A 17,670-nucleotide genomic window follows, 5' to 3' on the forward strand; every position below is an offset into this window, starting at 1 on the left:
TCCTTTGACTAATCAAATATTCGGATAAAAAAACAGAGATAGGCTTTTAATAAAAGCCTATCTCATTGTCAAAGTTCTCATTTTCAATTTATGAAAACGCTTATTAATGAAATTTTATCATAGTTTGCTCATTTTATCAACGAAATATTGAAAATTTTTTCATGATTATTGAAAATTACCGAACATTTTTCCCTATCTTCCATCTGAACCACTAATTGACCACTGTTACTGTCTGCAGACTCAACAAAAACCTTATCTCGAATATCCGAATAGGTTTGAAGAGACAGTAGCGCCAGGGTCTGTTTCAACTTAATCAGTTCTTTGATTTCTGCCACTAAATCGGAGTGTCTCGTGACAAGATTCCAATCAACTTGGTTGACCTGATCCGGAGCATTGTAAGAATTCATAGCACGTTCTTTATCCGCCTCTGTTAGCTGACCATCGTGACCAGTTGGATAAAGTTTTGTTCTCATAAATTCCTGTCCTAGCTGCATAAAGCAGACGCCTTGCATGGTGAGATTCATAGCCGTAGCTAAAGCCACACGTTTCTTTCGAATTTTCTCATCATCTTCTGGGTGTAAGGCCCACATGAGATCGTGGAGATTGTAGTTATCATGAGCCTCTACATAGTTGATGACCTGACTAGGACTAAGGTAAGGATTAAGCTCATCTGAGCCTAGAAATCCCTTGGCAAGGATATCTTCTGTTGCTTCGCCTGAAACAAAGCCCCGTTTAAAATCTCCATACACTTCCGCACCTTTGATGGCATTTCGGGTATCATCATTGAAAAATCCAATTCCTGGCAGCTGTTGTGCATTTCCTTTTTTAGCTTTCTTATCTGGAGACAGCCCTGTCCCCATATCCCATCCCTCTCCATACATGAGAAGATTAGGGTCTATTTGATCCAGTGCAGAGCGGATAGCATTCATAGTCTCAACGTCATGAAGTCCCATCAAATCAAAACGAAAACCATCCACCCCGTATTCAGTGACCCAATAAAGCAAGGAGTCAATCATGTATTTGCGGAACATTTCCTTTTCAGAAGCCGTTTCGTTCCCACAGCCCGACCCATTTTGGAAGGTACCATCTGGGTTCATACGATAGTAATAGTCTGGGACCGTCAACTGAAATGCCGAATCACCCGTAGAGTAAGTATGATTGTAAACAACATCCAAAATGACGCCAATTCCTGCGTCATGATAGGCCTGAATCACTTTTTTTAATTCTAAAATGCTTGTTGCAGGTTCATCTGGATTAGATGAAAAACTCGATTCTGGCAGGTTATAATTCTCAGGATCGTAACCCCAGTTATAAGCATAGGACCCATCTTCTAAAAGGGTTTTGTGATGGTCAAAAACGGGCTGGAGCTGAACATAAGAATACCCCATTTCCTTAATATAGTCAAAGCCCGTAGCCTGACCGTATTGATTTTTGGTTCCTTCTTGACAAGCTCCAAGGAACTTGCCGCGTTTATCCTCATCAACTCCAGAAGTCGCTGACATGCTAAAATCTCGGATGTGCATTTCACAAATCACTGCACGGTTTGGATTGGACACCCGCCAAGGGGCTTCCTTGCCATGCTTAACCGCAAATCCTTCTGGGACTAAATCTTGACTGGAAATGATTACCGAACGCTTGCCATCTGCTGTTGCTGCGATAGCATAAGGATCTCGACTGTCCTTAAAGGTGCGTTTACGATAATGAATACGGTAGCTATAGGCTGTAAAATTATAATCACCTGGCAAGCTCAGGTACCAGACACCGTGATTATTTTCTTTGTGTCTATCTGGGTTGCGGTGTTGCCCACGTGTCATAGGATGAACAGAAGCCACACTCGCTTCTGTATTGGTTGAACTATATAAGACCACTTCAACCAATTGGGCTGTGGGTGCCCATAAACGGAAATCTGTCGCTTCATGATGGTACTGAATGCCTAACCAACCATCAAAGCCCCATTCTCGATCAAAGGCTCTGCTATTGACTGCCATATCAAAAGCTCGTGGTTGGCGGCGCCCATAATGAGGGCTAGCCACCGCCGCTTGACGCGAATAATACACCTGTTCATCACCATCAACCAACCAGACTTCTGTCTTCTCAAGGTTATGATACCGCGAAATGTTATAATCGCTTGTTTTTGAAGACCAATCATTTTTCTTAACTAACAGGGAAAGCTCGCCTAAGTAAGTGTCTGATGGAAAGCTCAATGTGGCCTTGACACCAAAGCTGTCAAATAAGGTAAAATAGGCATCTTGTCCCATCTGATCCTTTTGCCAACACCAGAGACTAAGTTCAAAATAATTCCCTTGTTTACTATGAAAATGAACAATCGTTGTATTAGTTTTCATTTATCCTTCTCCGTGCCCCTTTGCATAATCTTCTACTTCGTGAGCAAATTTTTGTGCAATCTCTTCAAGCTCACGCTCTTCTTCAGAAACGAGGGCACTGTCTGAAATGTCATCTGTATTTGCAAAGAATGTAATGTGGTTTTTTAGATTTCGCAGGTGAATCGGAGCATCTCCTCCATACTCACCATCCAGATTAATCATCATCTGTTGATCACTTTGCGGTTCAATGACAATCTGACTCGTCTTGAGATACTCTACACGAGGGTCACTGATGTGTTTGCCACCATTCACCATAAGGTGCACCAGATGAATCAGTTCCAGTAAATTAGCAGTTTTGACCAAAATCAAAGTAAACTTTCCATCGTCCAACTTAGCATCTGGCGCAATCCGTTCAAAACCGCCAACAGAATTGGTTATGGCGGCAAAGATTAAAGACACCTCTCCCTCAAAAACACCTTCATCATGACGAATGGTGACAGGAACCTTGCTAAGACGTGGTAAAAGTTCCACCCCCTTTGCCAAGTAGGCAAGATAGCCAAAGATTGTTTTTAGCTGGCTCGGCACGCTGTAAGTCAATTCAGTCAAACTTCCTGCTGCAGCAATATTGATAAAATAGCGATTCTCATAAGCCAGACCAACATCCATAGCTAGTGTCTGCTCTTTTCCAATCATTTTCGCTGCTTCAATAGGATTCCCACGAGGAATCTTTAAAGCACGTGCAAAATCATTTGTGGTCCCCGTCGGAATAATGGCGACAGCAGGTCTTTTTTCTAAAGGGGCGATTCCATTAACCACTTCATTGATGGTGCCATCGCCGCCAGCAGCAATGACCAAATCAAACCCTGCTAAGCCAGCACGTCTGGCCTCGTCTCTAGCAGAATGTTCTTCTGCTGTTGTTTGAAAAGCGGATGTTTCATAACCAAAACCTTCTAGGATATCTAAGACTTCGGCCACATGTTTTTTCATGATTTCTTGCCCCGATGTCGGATTGTAAATCAGACGGGCACGTTGTCGTCTTTCTACCATTTTTACTTCTCACTCTAAATTAAGTAACCAAGCTTCATCAACCACTCGGATACCGAGTTCTTGAGCCTTGGTCAGTTTGCTACCAGCTTCACTACCAGCCACCACTAAGTCTGTCTTTTTAGAAACAGATCCAGTCACTTTAGCACCTAGACTTTCCAATTTCTCCTTGGCTTCCTTGCGCCCTAACTGCTCAAGCTTGCCAGTTAAAACGACTGTTAAGCCAGACAAGGTAGCATCTGCTGCTACTTTTTTACCTAGATAGCTGAGATTGACCCCATAGCTTTCTAATTCTACCAAGAGTTCCTTAACTTCTTCTTTAGCAAAATAGCTGCGCAGGCTCTTTGCAATGACATCACCTAAGCCTTCAATGGCAGATATCTCTTCTTCTGTTGCTTCAGCTAGTGCAGGCACACTATCAAAAACCTCTAGAAGCAGACGAGAAGCCTTGGCCCCAACATGGCGAATACCTAAGCCAAAAAGCAACTTCTCCGCTGAGTTTGTTTTTGAAACCTGGATAGCAGCATAAAGCTTGTCTGCCGACTTGTCCTTAAATCCTTCAAGGGTCACCAAATCTTCTTTTGTAAGCTTATAAATATCAGCCACATCATGAATCAGGCCTGCTTGGAAGAGTTTTTCAACGATAGACGTACCAAGCCCTGCGATATTCATAGCATCTCGGCTGGCAAAATGTTCTAGTTTTCGTTGCACCTGACTAGGACAGAGGGGGTTGATACAACGCAGAGCCACCTCATCTTCGTAGTGAATCACATCAGATTGACAAGATGGGCAGATTTTAGGAATGACCATAGGCTCCTGCTGATCGCGTTTGCTTTCCACCACACGCAAGACGGCTGGAATAATGTCACCCGCCTTATAAACAACTACAGTATCACCGATACGAATATCCTTTTCAGCGATGTAGTCCACATTATGCAGGGTAGCTCTAGAGACTGTCGTTCCTGCTAACTGAACTGGGGTCAGATTGGCCGTCGGGGTCACCACACCAGTCCGTCCTACCGTCCAGTCAACCGATAAAATCTCTGCCTCTTTTTCCTCTGCTGGAAACTTATAAGCTACGGCCCACCGCGGTGCCTTAGCTGTGTAGCCTAACTCCTCCTGCATGGCAAGGCTATTGACTTTGATAACAATGCCGTCAATATCATAAGCCAGCTGATCCCGCTCTTTTTCAATGTCTTGAATAAAGTCCCAGATCTCAGCCATAGAGTCACTAACGAGATGACGGGGATTGACCACAAAGCCATAATCAGACAATTCAGATAAGACATCTGCTTGTGTCTGACGAGTTGTAGGACTTGCCTCCTGATAGATGAAGGTGGCTAATTGACGTTTAGCCACTACCGCTGTGTCCAACTGTCGTAAGGTACCTGCCGCAGCATTTCTCGGATTTGCAAATTCAGCTTCGCCATTTTCCTGACGCTCTTGGTTAATCTGAGCAAAAGCAGCGCGTGGCAAATAAGCCTCACCACGAACAGTCAGGCTGTGAGCTCCAGGTAGTGTCAAAGGCACATCCTTGATGCGCTTGACATTTTCTGTAATATTTTCACCAATCGAACCATCTCCACGCGTGGCAGCGACAGTCAATTGCCCTTCGACATAGGTTAATGAAAGAGATAGCCCATCAATCTTGAGTTCCGCTAAATAAGTAGCTTCTGGAAATTCTGCCTTGATGCGACGGTCAAAATCCTCCAACTCCTCACGTGAAAAGGCATCCTGAAGGGAGTAAAGCGGGTACTCGTGTTGGTACTTTTCAAAACCATCCAGAACACGGCCTCCTACGCGGTGCGTCGGGCTATCTGGCAGGATTCGTTCTGGGTATTTGGTTTCAAGGTCGACCAATTCACGATAGAGCTTATCATAATCACTATCTGATACCGAAGGGGCATCGTTGGTATAGTATTCTTTAGCGTAGCGGTTGAGTAAATCAACCAGTTCTCTTATGCGTTTTTCCATATCTTTATTTTATCATATTTTCATCTAGGGCAAAGAAAAAACTCACTCCCACGGGGAATGAGCTGTGCTTTATCGTCTTAGACGATTTCTGAATTGACTTCTGCTTCACTCTTGCTTGGCTGAACCAAAAGTACCAAACGAGCAATGTGGAAGCCCAATGAAATGAAGGCACCCAAACCAGGTACTAATAAACTAAGGAAGGCACCTAAGTTCAAGAAAATGAGTGCCCAGCTAAAGCCTGCATCACGGTAACGACGTACTTCCAAAGCCAAGTTTGGAAGCAGAGTTGCCAACCACCAAATAAGACCGATGATGAGAAGGGGAACTAACCCACTAAAAACATCCAAAAACAAGGTCATAATTTCCTGAGATGACATATAGTCTATAGCCTCAGGTGTTTCAAAAAGTTCCGGATGGCTCGCAACTAGTCCCACAATTTTTGTGATATAAATCCCAAAAAAGATAATGGTAAACGGCAAACTAACGAGGAAATTACAAAGAACAACCCACCAAAAATCGGCACGTGTTGATTTGCCTTCAAAGGCAGCGTATTTAGTCCAATACTTTTTATAAGCTTGTAGCATGATAGTCTCCTTAAAAATAATATCTTAGATATTGTACCATATTTTTAAGAGAAATGCCCAATTTTTTTCATCAATCGACGCTTTTAAAAATGGTGACAACCGTCCCTTGGTCCAGCTGACTCGCTACAGAAATAGAAAGCCCGAGCTGATCTAAGACCTGCTTGGTCATATAAAGCCCAAACCCCGAGGCTTTTTGATGTTCGTGCCCGTTATACCCTGTAAAGCCTTCTTCAAAAAGTCTTGGAAGATCTTCTGGTAATATGCCAATCCCTGTATCCGAAATCTCAAGGCAAGAATCCCTTAATCGCACCATGATGTGTCCACCGGTTGGCGTGTATTTAATCGCATTGTCAAGCACTTGAGATAGGGCAAAAGAGAGCCATTTTTTGTCTGACTTAAGTTGCCAATCACCTTGGCAATCAAAAGAGAGGTTTTTATGGATAAAAAGCAGACGATTTTTCTTGACCAGTTGCCGAACCAATTGACTAACAGCGACTTCTTCAAAACGAAAATCATCATTGTTATGAGCAAATTTTAAATAGGTCAAAAGATTTTCTAAGTAGCGTTCTACATGTAGGACTTGTTGGTTCACATCTGCCGGATTGAGCTGATTGGTCTGAGCCATAAGCGAGATGGCAGACAGCGGAACTTTCATCTGATGCGCCCACATCTGAATCATCGCCTTTTGATTTTTCACTTGTTTTTGACTCTGAAAAATGGCTTGCGCAGACAAGCGCTCTCGCTCTGACAACGCCTGTTGATACGCTTTATCCAAAGGACTCGTTAGCTCTGCTATTTCATCTAATTCCCTAAAGGTCCTAAGGAGAAGCATCTGCTTACGGAAAAAATAGAAATGAACACTCCCAGCCCCAAATAGAAAACTAAGGTTGAAGAGCAAGGTCATCGTAAAGTAAGACAGAGGAAGATGGTAGAGCCAAAACGGTAGGAAAAATCCCAACATCAATAAGATATAAATCAGGTACCACATTTTATATTGTCTAAAATAAAGAACAATCATTTGATCACGTACCCCACTCCTCGAATGGTATGAATGTAGTCAAAGCCAATCTCCTGAACTTTTTTGCGAAGCCTGGTCATGTTAACGTTGAGCGTATTTTGGTTGATAAAGTCCTCTGATTCCCAGAGCTTTTCTAGAATAGCTTCCTTGCTGACCACTTGGCCACTGTGGGACAATAGCAAAGCTAACATTTTACTTTCCGTTGGCGAAAGATGAATTTGCTCCTGTCCTTTGAGTAATACACCTTCCCTGCTCAATTCAAATCCCATAAAGCTCAATTCATCTGATGAAAAATGCTTGGAACGTCGTAAGAGTGCTGAAATTTTAGCTTCTAGCAACCCTAAAGAGAAAGGTTTTGCCAGATAATCATCACCTCCCATATCTAGAGCCATGACCATGTTCATCTCATCATCACTGGAAGAGATAAAAATGATAGGCACGGTCGATTGCTTTCTGATTTCTGTCGTCCAATAAAAACCATTAAAGTACGGGAGGGTGATGTCCATCAAAATCAAATCAGGATTGACCGCTTCTAACTCTTGCTTCACCGCACGAAAATTGGTCACCTGATAAACATCATAATGCTCTTTTAAGTGATTCTTCAGAAGGCTGACAATGGTTTCGTCATCTTCCACGATAAAAATGCTATGTTTTTCCATAAGAGTATTGTAACACAAAAAAGTAGCGACGAGCGCTACTTTCCTTACCTTTCCACAATTTTGTAGTAGGTGCGGCTGGTCAATTTATAGATAGCAAAGTAGATGAGAGCAACCGCTAAAGTTGTCCCTGCTGCCACTATATAAATCAAATAATTGTCTTGTACCCCAAAGAGAAAGAGCATTTTTTTCAGCATCGGAATAGCCACCGTATAGTGGAGCACTGCAACAGCTAGTGGCATAAAGAAAACAAGGAGAGTCTGTGAGGCAATGGTCTTTTTAACCGCTTCTTTGGCCATACCTACCTCTTGAAGAATCTTGTAAGATTTTTTATCTTCCTGACCTTCTGAATACTGTTTGTAATAAATGATAAGAGCAGCACCTAGAAGAAAACTGATCCCTAACAAGACACCTGTAAAGAGCATTCCTCCAAAGATTTTATAACTATCATCAAAATAAGCCTGCTTGGTCGATACCCATCCGAGGTAGTTGCCATCGGCATCATGGAGTGCCACATTATTATCAAGACCTAGTGCCTTCATCTCTTTGTCCGTTAAATCAAGGTAAATGGTGTGTTTGGTTGGAGCAAATGTGATTTGCTCTTTGACGAGTTCCTGAAACTCAGAAACAATAGTGTCTGCTATTTGCTCGCTCGCAACAACCATGACCGCACCGTTATAAGTCTCTTGGACATCTGGCATCTTTGCCTCAGTAAGGTTTTCAATCACTTGAAAGTAAGTTGAGTTTAGGGTAACGGTCTTGTAGTTGCTGTCACCTGTTTGGTTATAGAAAAGGACTTGGTTTTCTACAAGATTTGGAATATCATTGCCTAAGGCCCTAAAATCTTCTTGGCTAATCAGATACACGTAACCCGTATCCACATCCGGCTGTAAGAGATCTTCAGCTGTTCCAACCAGATGCGAATCATCTGTCAGAGACATCGGAAGGATAAAGGTGGTGTAGGCAATCAGCTGCTTATCATCACCCAGCTTGTGATGAAGATAAGTTTCTGCTTGACTGGCTGCCTCTTTAAAGGCTGTCACATCCGTAGCAATGCGGGTATTCATCAAGAAATTACGTTCCGCTTGCGCGTGCGTATTGACATATAAGGCGGTTGTCGTTCCAATTGAGACAAAAGCCATGACAGATAAGAGTGTGATGCTAGCAAGCCCAGCAGCGTGAGCCTTCATCCGAAAGATCATCTGACTAATGGTGATAAAATGTTTCGGCTGGTAATAATATGCGGTGTTGCTCCGTTTTTTCTTTAAATACCAAGCCATAAAACTAATGTAAAACAGATAAGTTCCTATGATGACTAAAACAACAGCACCAAAGAAATAGAGAATCAATTCTATAGCCTTTAATTTTCCTGAAATAAGGGAAATGCCGTAACCTGTCCCTAAGCAAAGCAAACTAAGCAGAGCCAAAATAAGGTTTCCGCGAGGCTCTTTTTCCCCCTTCTCGCTACTTCTGAAAAGATCTAAAGGCGAGGTTTTTCTAATGAAGCGTAATCCATACACTTCCAAGATCAGAAAAATCACTCCAAAAAGTAAGGCATTAAGGATAAAAGCTAGTGGCGATAAGGTCAAAAGTAACTGATCGTAATTCACGATATTAACAAAAACTAGATAAAGAAAATTGGCAAAAATTCCTGAAAAGACTGTCCCTAGTACGATTAAAAGCAGATAAACCATACCAAGCTCCAAAGTGGAAATCCAACCAATCTGAGCTTTATTCATCCCTAAAATATTGTAAAGACCAAATTCTTTTGTCCGTTGTTTGAGCAGAACATTATAACTATAAATCTCCATAACAATAGACATGATGGCTAACACCACAATCCCTAGCGGTAAAATATAAACCGCCTTTTTCATGTCTTCTGTCATAGGGCTAAACATAATCAGCATGATGGCATTGCTTAAACAGTAAAGGACAAAGCTAGCCAATAAAAATGGGGCATAGGCCTTCTTTGAAGCTCGGATATTATTCCAAGCTAATTTGAGGTAAAACATCCTTACTCACCTCCTAAAAGCGTCGACATGGCAATGGAAATTTCACGATTAAAGTCCGCTACAGACTTCTCCCCGCGATAGAGTTGGTGGAAAATGCGCCCATCCTTAATAAACAGCACGCGCTTAGCATGACTCGCTGCATTTGCAGAATGCGTAACCATCAGAAGGGTCTGTCCGGTCTGATTGATATCTTCAAAAAGTCGCAATAACTCTTCTGAATTTTTATAATCTAGAGCTGCTGTCGGCTCATCAGCTAATAAAAGCTGAGGATGCGTGATTAAAGCACGAGCAATGGCTACACGTTGCTTTTGCCCCCCTGATAACTCAAAAGGACGCTTGTTAAGGAGATTATCTATTTTTAAACGCTTAGCTAATCCCTTGAGACGATTTTCCATCTCTGAATGAGATTGGCGCTCCAAGACCAAAGGTAAGAAGATATTATCTTTTATCGACAAGGTATCTAGAAGGTTAAAGTCTTGAAAAACAAAGCCTAGGTTTTTCAAACGATACTCTGCCAACTTACTCTCTTTAATTTGAGTGATCGCTTCTCCATTAAGGATGACTTCTCCTTTTGTCGGTTTATCAAGAGTCGCAAGAATATTCAAGAGGGTCGTTTTCCCCGAGCCTGACTCTCCCATAATCGCGATAAATTCTCCCTTTTCAACTTTAAAATCCACATCCTGAAGAGCCTTTGTTTCTTCTTTTGAAAAGCGCGTACGGTAAACTTTCTCTAAGTGTTTAATTTGTAAAAACATGTCATTATTCCTCTTTTTGTTTTGATTTTTGATAAATGTGTTTAACGATAGCTGATTCAATGGCAGTAAAATTCTTATCGCAATGGCATAAGTTTCATCAGTGACATGACTTGCCAAACAGCTAACCTCTTATTTTCTCAAGCTACTTTTACTACTATAGCAGATATTTACCACTTTTGATTCCCCAAAATAAATAGGGGCTTAGTTCTACCCGAAGCAGAAGCATCTGCCCGTCTCCTATTTTATCACTAAAAATAGACGGCATCGCATGACCAACTATTGCCTAGTCAATTTTTCTCTTAAAACCTGCCGCACAAAGCGATATCCCTATCAGACTCAAAATCATGATTCCATAACCTAAAATGCCCAGTTTACGCATCTAAACCCCTCGCTTTCTTTTGATAGTATTATTGTACCGAAAAAAACGAAGTGCTAATCTTACAGTTTCTCCTCCAAACCTTACAAATTTGTAAGCTAATGCTAAAAAACACCTCGTTGCCCAACGAGATGCTGCTACTGGCTTATTTTAATTCACTGCAACATAGCGCCTAATGCCTGAATAAGAAATATAGGAGAGCCATTGTTTCCCTTCTGCGACAAAGATGCTATCGTAATAAACCGACTGCCCTGCACCATACACTGCTATACTTTGGCTACTCATGCTAGGAGCATTTCGCACTGCAGACGCCTGAGTAAAGGTAAAACGCCCGCTAGCTGGTAAAGTCTGTTTTGAGGTCTCAGAGATCTTAATCGTCTTAGCTCCTCCTTCAACAAAGTTTAAGTGCCCTGATAGCGATTGGTAATAGAGATGAATATGATAGAGACCGCGGTTATTCTGATGATTTGCAATACTTACGGTAACCTTGTAGCTACCGTCACTTTCTTTCCTAGCCAGATACCAAGTCAAATCATCTTGACCATTGTGGTCTGACCAAATCGGAACCTGCACCGTATTCAAATCTGAGTACCTAACCCCTGATATCACAACATCAAATGTTCCCTGAGCATCATTCTGATTGGTAATCGCTAGATTTCCCGTCATATTAGGAGAGTGAGTTGCTGGCAAAGCTTCCACGGCTACATAACGCCGATGTCCGGAATAAGAAAGATAGGAAAGCCACCTATAGCCATTTTCTTCAACCACTTGATCGTAATAGACCGACTGACCGATACTATAGCGAGCCATTTCCGGGCTCGACGGCTTCGGCTCATTTCGAACAATACCTGGTTGGGTAAAGGTATAATGTCCACGGCTGGCTAAATTAGTGGACAGATGGTTAGACTGACTAAAGGACGTGACATCCCCTAAATCCTTAAAATGAATAAATCCACTGACCTGATTGGACTTAATGACCCGTTTGTTGTAGAGATGGGGGTAGGGATTGTGAAAGTTATACTCTTCAATCTCTACTGAATCTCCAAGAACAGCAGATACCCATGCCACATGGTTGTTGCTCCACCAAGCAACCGCCCCAACAGCTGGAATATGATTGACCACATACCCTTCATTTTTTGCTCTATTTCCCCATTCTTCTGCATTGCCATAAGCAGGTGGGAGCTCAAATCCATTCACACTGGATAAACGATGGGCGACAAAAGAGGTACATTCTCTATTCCACAATCTCCAAGGATCTACGACCGAATCTGCTCTTGCATACTTCAGATAATCAGGGTAATCATCTCCACGAGCATAAGAAAGAGTATCTGCACTGACGGTTGTAGGTGAAAATATACCATTATCATGGGTTGCTACCACTCCACCTATCAGACACATACCTAACATTAGCGAAGCTATTTTAAACGTCGATTTGCCAATCAAAACACCTGGCATCGTTTTTTGCATTCATTTCTCCTTTGATTAAAAACTTGCAGGCCTGTATCTAACTATTCGAAAATCAAAAAAATTCTCTAAAATCTTAGAGAATCCTTTTGATACTTTTCTTAGGTGGTGTGGTGGTTGATGGGCTGCCTTTCATTTGCAGAGCTTTTCAACTCACTTAATATTTGTCTACTCTAAAAGGTATTAGAGAATCACTTCCATCTGGGTATGGAGGGGCTTCATGCCTTGATTTTGGTAAAATCGCAGAGCTCCTAGATTGTCATTCCAGACGTTGAGTGTTAGGTTATAGCATCCTTCTTCTTTGGCATAGGCCAAGGAAAAGTCATAAAACTGTTGACCGATACCTTTTCCCCTCCCAGCTTCATCGACACACAAATCATCAATGAATAAGCTTTTAATCGGCTCTAGAACGGGGGAGGTGGTCACTTTTATTTCCAAGAAAAGATGACCTATGATAGCTCCCTTATCTTCATAAACAAAGACAGGCTTATGGTCATCAGCCAATAATTGTCGCAATTCATCATCACTAAATTTTGATCCTTCTTTCTTGAAAAGATCAGGCCTTGCTTGATGGTGCACCTCTAAAATCTGCCCTAATAGCCTTTGTAGGGCAGGAATATCTGCTTCTGTGGCTCTTCTAATCATTACTTACTCCTTTTATTTTTTACTTTTAACATTATAGCACAAAGGGGATAATGATCAGAATTTTTCGAAAATGATCGGTCTTTATGCTATAATGGAAACATGACAACATTACTTTATCTTCTGACTGCCTACTTACTGGGTTCTATTCCAACCGGTCTTTGGATTGGACAATACTTTTTCAATATTAACTTACGTCAACATGGCTCCGGCAATACAGGTACCACCAATACCTTTCGTATTTTAGGGGTTAAAGCTGGATTGGCTGTGCTGCTTATCGATATTTTAAAGGGGACCTTATCTGTCCTGCTACCGATTTGGTTTGGCGGATCAGCTCTCTCCCCTCTTGCTATTAGCTTCTTTGCCATTTTGGGGCATACTTTCCCGATTTTTGCCCACTTTAAAGGGGGGAAAGCTGTCGCAACTAGCGCAGGAGTGCTTCTTGGATTTTCTCCAGTGTTTCTGCTATTTTTACTGGCTATCTTTCTGATTACCCTCTACCTTTATAGCATGATTTCCCTATCAAGCATCACGGTTGCTATCGTAGCCCTTCTTGGCGTGCTGATTTTCCCAAGCTTCAACTTTATCTTAACAAGTTACAATTGGCTATTTACCCTGATTATTTTCCTGATTTCCACTGTCATTTTAATTCGTCACAAGGAAAATATCCAGCGCATACAAAATAAATCTGAAAATCTTGTTCCTTGGGGATTGAATCTCAGCAAACAAAGAAAAAAATAACCCCTTCTGGGATAGATTGAAGGCAAATCCCTTTTGCTAGGTTGCTTCAATCTTTTTTCTTTGCTCTCACTATCAAAAAAACTCTCAAAAGCATTAACCAAAAGAGGCTTTTGAGAGTTTTTTGCTAAGCATATTACCTTAACCGTTTCAAGCGCGATAAGGCTCCTTTTTGCATTCTAAAATCCTATTTCTGAGCATCTGGATAGCCTGATCAATAAATCTGAGACGGATCACCCTGCCTATTCTTCCCTTACTTAAGCCAATCAATAGGCTCTTGACCGCTGGCCTGCAAAAAGTGATTGGTGGTTGAAAAAGGCCGACTTCCAAAAAAGCCACGGTAGCTTGAAAGAGGACTAGGATGGGCAGACTCGATGATGCGATGGAGGGGATTCGTAATGAGAGCTTTTTTCTTTCTCGCATAGCTTCCCCACAAAATAAAAATAACAGGTGTCTCTTTGTCATTAAGCACTTTGATAATCGCATCCGTAAAAGGCTCCCAAATGAGATTGGCATGTGCATTGGCCTGACCTGCTGGTACTGTCAAGCAGGCATTGAGCAAAAGCACCCCTTGATCAGCCCAAGCCGTCAAGTCATGACTTGTCTTTTCCCCAATATCCTCAGCCAACTCCTTTAAAATATTTTGGAGAGATGGCGGAGCGACTATAGTCTCTGGAACTGAAAAAGATAGGCCTTGGGCTTGACCTGGACCGTGATAGGGATCCTGTCCCAAGATGACTACTTTTGTTTCCTCATAAGCAGTATGTTGTAAAGCCGCAAAAACCTTGTCCCGCGGCGGATAAATAACCCCCTCATGATAGACCCTGTCCAAAAAAGCATTAATTTTCGCGTAATAATGCTCTGGTAAAACTGCTTTTATCTTATCGTGCCATGTCGAATGTTGCATAATCTCCTAGACCTCCTCCACATGGAAAAATTCCGTTACAACAACGCCATCTTCTGAAAATGTCAAACCAACAGTCGGCAGATGACGTTTCCAAAAATCACCAAAAATGCGCTGCCAGTCCGCAACCGACCCATCACCCTCGCCATTAGCTCGAGCCGTTTCAGGGGAAATATCCTTGAACCGCTCAAGTACCACCTTATCCGTCACCAGCAACACTTCTTGAGTGGGGTGCTCGGGATTGTCCAACATGATAGAACGGTTACCTGGTTTATCCAAATCCTCTAAGTCCACGTATTCTGCAAACCAAGACGAGGTTGCTCTTTTGTGACCAGACACCGTCAAGTCATAGAGGTCAGCATATTCTGCAGGATGTCCCCAGACCTCAAGGTCTGGATATTTTGCTTGTAGCTCGCCATATTTTGCCATCATCTTCTCCTAATATGGTTTTCTTGGAATTATATAAGCAGCTGGGTGTTTTTCAAAACCAACCTTTGGATAGTAATCAACAGCCGACGGCGCTGCTAAAAGGACAATATTGACCTGATCGCCAAGATCCTCTCTTAGCTTCTCAAGGAGCTTTTTCCGATTCCCTGATGTTGATAAGCCTTATCAACTGCTAAATCCGACACATAGCAAACATAGGAAAAATCTGTCAAACACCTTGCAATCCCGACCAGTTTTTCGGACTCCCATGCTGTCCAGGTGACATTAGCTCCTTCTATCATGCTTTTCAGTCTCGGGACATCATCTACTGGCCTGTTGATCCCTGATGCTTCAAGTACTGCCTTAAATGCCTCAACACGAATCGCACCGTTTTTTTGATAATGAATCATACATTCCTCCTTTACTCCCATCTCCTCTACAAGAATTTCCATGGTATTAGCCATGGAAACCTTTCTCTATTCTACCCTGACTCCTTTGGTATCCACACTAAGGATATGGACTTCGCCATCAAGGTTTAAGCGCTCAATTGCTGACTGTAGGTTGCTAGCCTTTTCTTGACGAATCAAGACCATAACCGTTGGACCTGCTCCAGATAGATAAGTTGCATAAGCACCTTCTGCCTTGGCTAACTCTTTGATTGGAGCAAATTCTTTCACTAAGCTTTGACGGTATTTCTCATGAAAAAGGTCTTCTTGGATCGCTTTTCCAGCTACCTCTAAATGTCCTGCCAACAAGCCTGCAATAGCCATATTGGCAATTGAAGATGCTGCCACAGCTTCTTTATAGGTCAATTCCTGCGGAAGCACCCCACGAGACTCCGAAGTTTTCAACTCATAATTCGGAATAAAGGCAAGAAAGGCGCACTCTGGAAAATCAGATACTAAGTAGCTCACCTCCTGATCGACATAAGAAGCTATGACTAGATTGCCAAAAAGCGCTGGCGCAACATTATCAGGATGACCTTCGATTTCGGTAGCTAACCGTAACTTTTCCGCATCAGATAAACCCATTCTTCCAAGTTGATTAGCCAACTCAATGCCTGCAACGATAACCGATGAAGAAGAACCCAATCCTCTTGCCAAAGGGATATCTGAAGTCATAACTAGATGGTGCGGAGTTAAATCCGGCTTCACCTTCAGGGCTGTCGCAACCAATAGATTCCGTTCATCTCGTGGAATATCACCTAAATCATGCTCTACCTGCCATTGATGAGTTGCTGATTTGACATCAATGGTTAAATACTTTGACAAAGCAACCCCTACCGAGTCAAAGCCTGGTCCGATGTTAGCTGAAGTTGCTGGTACAATAATTTTCATCTTATTCTCCCAAGACTTTAAAGGTGTTGAGGACGGTAAAATCTGAAACGCTTGCCAGTTTCTCCGTCACATTTGTTAAAGAGGTCTTACTCATCTCGTGAGTAATGATAACCACACGTGCTGAGGTACTGGTTGCTTTTCTTTGAATCACTTGCTCAAAAGAAATAGCCTCACTATTGAAAATTTCAGAGAGACGCAACAACTGACCTGCCATATCTGGCGTTTCAATGGCAAAATAATAGCGACTCTTGACATCTTCCAAAGCAGATAGCTTCGTTTCACGGCTAAATTCATTAAAGGACTTACCTGCTGTGTGGTCTTTTAAGCGACGACCAATACGGACAATATCTGCAACAACACTTGTGGCTGTTGGTTTTTGCCCAGCACCAGGTCCGTAATACATTGACTGGCCAATGCCGATAGACTCTACAAAGACAGCATTCATGACATCTTTGACACTTGCTAGTGGGTGTGACACAGGCACAAAGGTCGGTGTGACTTCTGCATACAAGCCTGACGGGGTTTCTTCAACCGAACCGATGAGCTTAATCACATAACCCAGCTGTTGGGCGACAGCCACATCCTCTGTGCTAATGGTCGAAATCCCTTTGTGCGCGACGTTTTCCAAACCAATTGTCATCCCAAAACCGAATTGACTGAGAATCACCGCCTTATAAGCCGCATCTATCCCCTCAACGTCATTGGTTGGGTCACTTTCTGCGTAGCCAAGCTCTTGGGCACGCTTTAATGCCGCTTCATAAGACCAGCCTTCATCAACCATCTTAGTCAGCATAAAGTTAGATGTTCCGTTAAGCACTCCTAGGATACGTGTGACCTTATCAGAAGTCAACGAATTAGCCAACGTGCGCAAAATCGGAATACCACCTGCAACAGCAGCTTCGTAATAAAAGGCCACATGATGCTCACGTGCCAGTTCAATCAGTTCCTTACCATGACTAGCAATCAAATCCTTATTAGCCGAAACCACGTGTTTGCCTGCCTTTAGAGCAGTTGTGATAAAGGTCTTTGCAGGCTCAATACGCCCCATCAACTCAACCACAATATCAATCTCTGAATCCCCAATAATGTCCTCAACATTGGTGACAAAAAGATAGTTATGCCCTGCAGCTAACAGACGCTCCTTTTCAGCCTCATCTTTCACCAAAACCTTAGCAATTTCAATTTCTGATTGAGCACCTGCAAAAATCTTAGCACCGTTTTCTGTCAAAAGAAAAGGAATCCCACTTGCTACCGTACCAAATCCTAATAAACCTAGTTTAATCGTCATATCTAACCTCCACAAGACTCTTACAGTCTATTATATCAAATAGTTTCAGAATTGACTGAAATTTATCTTCCAAAAGCTCAACCAAAAGAACAAAAATCCCTAAAACCAAAGGTTTCAGGGATGATAAG

Annotated in this window: 16 protein-coding genes; 1 reads left to right on the forward strand and 15 read right to left on the reverse strand. The window is 42.3% G+C overall.

The genetic code is table 11. The annotated features are described in order from the left end of the window. Positions 1-128: 128 nt before the first annotated feature. From pulA to G575_RS0101805, 10 genes are all read right to left on the reverse strand, one after another. Positions 129-2,345, reverse strand: coding sequence for a type I pullulanase (gene pulA, locus G575_RS0101760; RefSeq protein ID WP_027971213.1), 2,217 nt, complete (start codon positions 2,343-2,345; stop codon positions 129-131). Continuing rightward, positions 2,346-3,371 carry a diacylglycerol kinase family lipid kinase gene (locus G575_RS0101765; protein ID WP_027971214.1) on the reverse strand — a complete coding sequence of 342 codons (1,026 nt, stop codon included), beginning with the start codon at positions 3,369-3,371 and terminating at the stop codon, positions 2,346-2,348. It abuts the gene before it with no gap. A 9-nt stretch (positions 3,372-3,380) separates the two neighbouring features. Further along, entirely contained in the window at positions 3,381-5,342 is a 1,962-nt protein-coding gene (ligA, locus tag G575_RS0101770) for an NAD-dependent DNA ligase LigA (protein ID WP_027971215.1), read from the reverse strand. Between the two features lie 77 nt (positions 5,343-5,419). Further along, positions 5,420-5,926, reverse strand: a complete 507-nt coding sequence (locus G575_RS10925) for a DUF805 domain-containing protein (protein WP_051176867.1) — start codon at positions 5,924-5,926, stop codon at positions 5,420-5,422. A 70-nt stretch (positions 5,927-5,996) separates the two neighbouring features. Continuing rightward, positions 5,997-6,944 (reverse strand): sensor histidine kinase, encoded by a 948-nt coding sequence (locus G575_RS0101780; RefSeq protein ID WP_027971216.1) that lies wholly within the window; start codon positions 6,942-6,944, stop codon positions 5,997-5,999. Then, positions 6,941-7,603, reverse strand: a complete 663-nt coding sequence (locus G575_RS0101785) for a response regulator transcription factor (protein ID WP_027971217.1) — start codon at positions 7,601-7,603, stop codon at positions 6,941-6,943. Before G575_RS0101785 ends, G575_RS0101780 begins: the two co-directional genes overlap by 4 nt. Positions 7,604-7,647: 44 nt before the next feature. Beyond that, positions 7,648-9,612, reverse strand: a complete 1,965-nt coding sequence (locus G575_RS0101790; RefSeq protein WP_027971218.1) for an FtsX-like permease family protein — start codon at positions 9,610-9,612, stop codon at positions 7,648-7,650. Between the two features lie 2 nt (positions 9,613-9,614). Beyond that, complete coding sequence (locus G575_RS0101795; protein ID WP_027971219.1) at positions 9,615-10,367, reverse strand: ABC transporter ATP-binding protein; 753 nt, start codon at positions 10,365-10,367, stop codon at positions 9,615-9,617. A 526-nt stretch (positions 10,368-10,893) separates the two neighbouring features. Further along, positions 10,894-12,210, reverse strand: a complete 1,317-nt coding sequence (locus G575_RS10930; protein ID WP_051176869.1) for an SH3 domain-containing protein — start codon at positions 12,208-12,210, stop codon at positions 10,894-10,896. A gap of 180 nt (positions 12,211-12,390) precedes the next feature. Continuing rightward, positions 12,391-12,852, reverse strand: coding sequence for a GNAT family N-acetyltransferase (locus G575_RS0101805; protein WP_027971220.1), 462 nt, complete (start codon positions 12,850-12,852; stop codon positions 12,391-12,393). A 99-nt stretch (positions 12,853-12,951) separates the two neighbouring features. On the opposite strand from G575_RS0101805, the gene plsY reads away from it, so the two are divergent. Further along, positions 12,952-13,590, forward strand: coding sequence for a glycerol-3-phosphate 1-O-acyltransferase PlsY (gene plsY / locus G575_RS0101810; RefSeq protein WP_027971221.1), 639 nt, complete (start codon positions 12,952-12,954; stop codon positions 13,588-13,590). Positions 13,591-13,840: 250 nt separating this feature from the next. Here the strand turns inward: plsY and G575_RS12345 are convergent, their stop codons facing one another. From G575_RS12345 to G575_RS0101835, 5 genes are all read right to left on the reverse strand, one after another. Further along, positions 13,841-14,494 carry a uracil-DNA glycosylase gene (locus G575_RS12345; RefSeq protein ID WP_027971222.1) on the reverse strand — a complete coding sequence of 218 codons (654 nt, stop codon included), beginning with the start codon at positions 14,492-14,494 and terminating at the stop codon, positions 13,841-13,843. A gap of 6 nt (positions 14,495-14,500) precedes the next feature. Further along, on the reverse strand, positions 14,501-14,920 hold the full coding sequence (locus tag G575_RS12350) for an ASCH domain-containing protein (protein WP_027971223.1): 420 nt from the start codon (positions 14,918-14,920) through the stop codon (positions 14,501-14,503). 134 nt (positions 14,921-15,054) lie between these two features. Continuing rightward, positions 15,055-15,327: a GNAT family N-acetyltransferase gene (locus tag G575_RS10935; RefSeq protein WP_342664492.1), complete on the reverse strand. Its 273-nt coding sequence runs from the start codon at positions 15,325-15,327 to the stop codon at positions 15,055-15,057. A gap of 66 nt (positions 15,328-15,393) precedes the next feature. Continuing rightward, positions 15,394-16,254: a homoserine kinase gene (gene thrB, locus G575_RS0101830; protein WP_027971224.1), complete on the reverse strand. Its 861-nt coding sequence runs from the start codon at positions 16,252-16,254 to the stop codon at positions 15,394-15,396. A 1-nt stretch (position 16,255) separates the two neighbouring features. Next, positions 16,256-17,542: a homoserine dehydrogenase gene (locus G575_RS0101835; protein WP_027971225.1), complete on the reverse strand. Its 1,287-nt coding sequence runs from the start codon at positions 17,540-17,542 to the stop codon at positions 16,256-16,258. Positions 17,543-17,670 lie beyond the last annotated feature (128 nt).

Origin of the sequence: Streptococcus plurextorum DSM 22810, assembly GCF_000423745.1 — a bacterium.
GTDB classification, from domain to species: Bacteria; Bacillota; Bacilli; order Lactobacillales; family Streptococcaceae; genus Streptococcus; species Streptococcus plurextorum.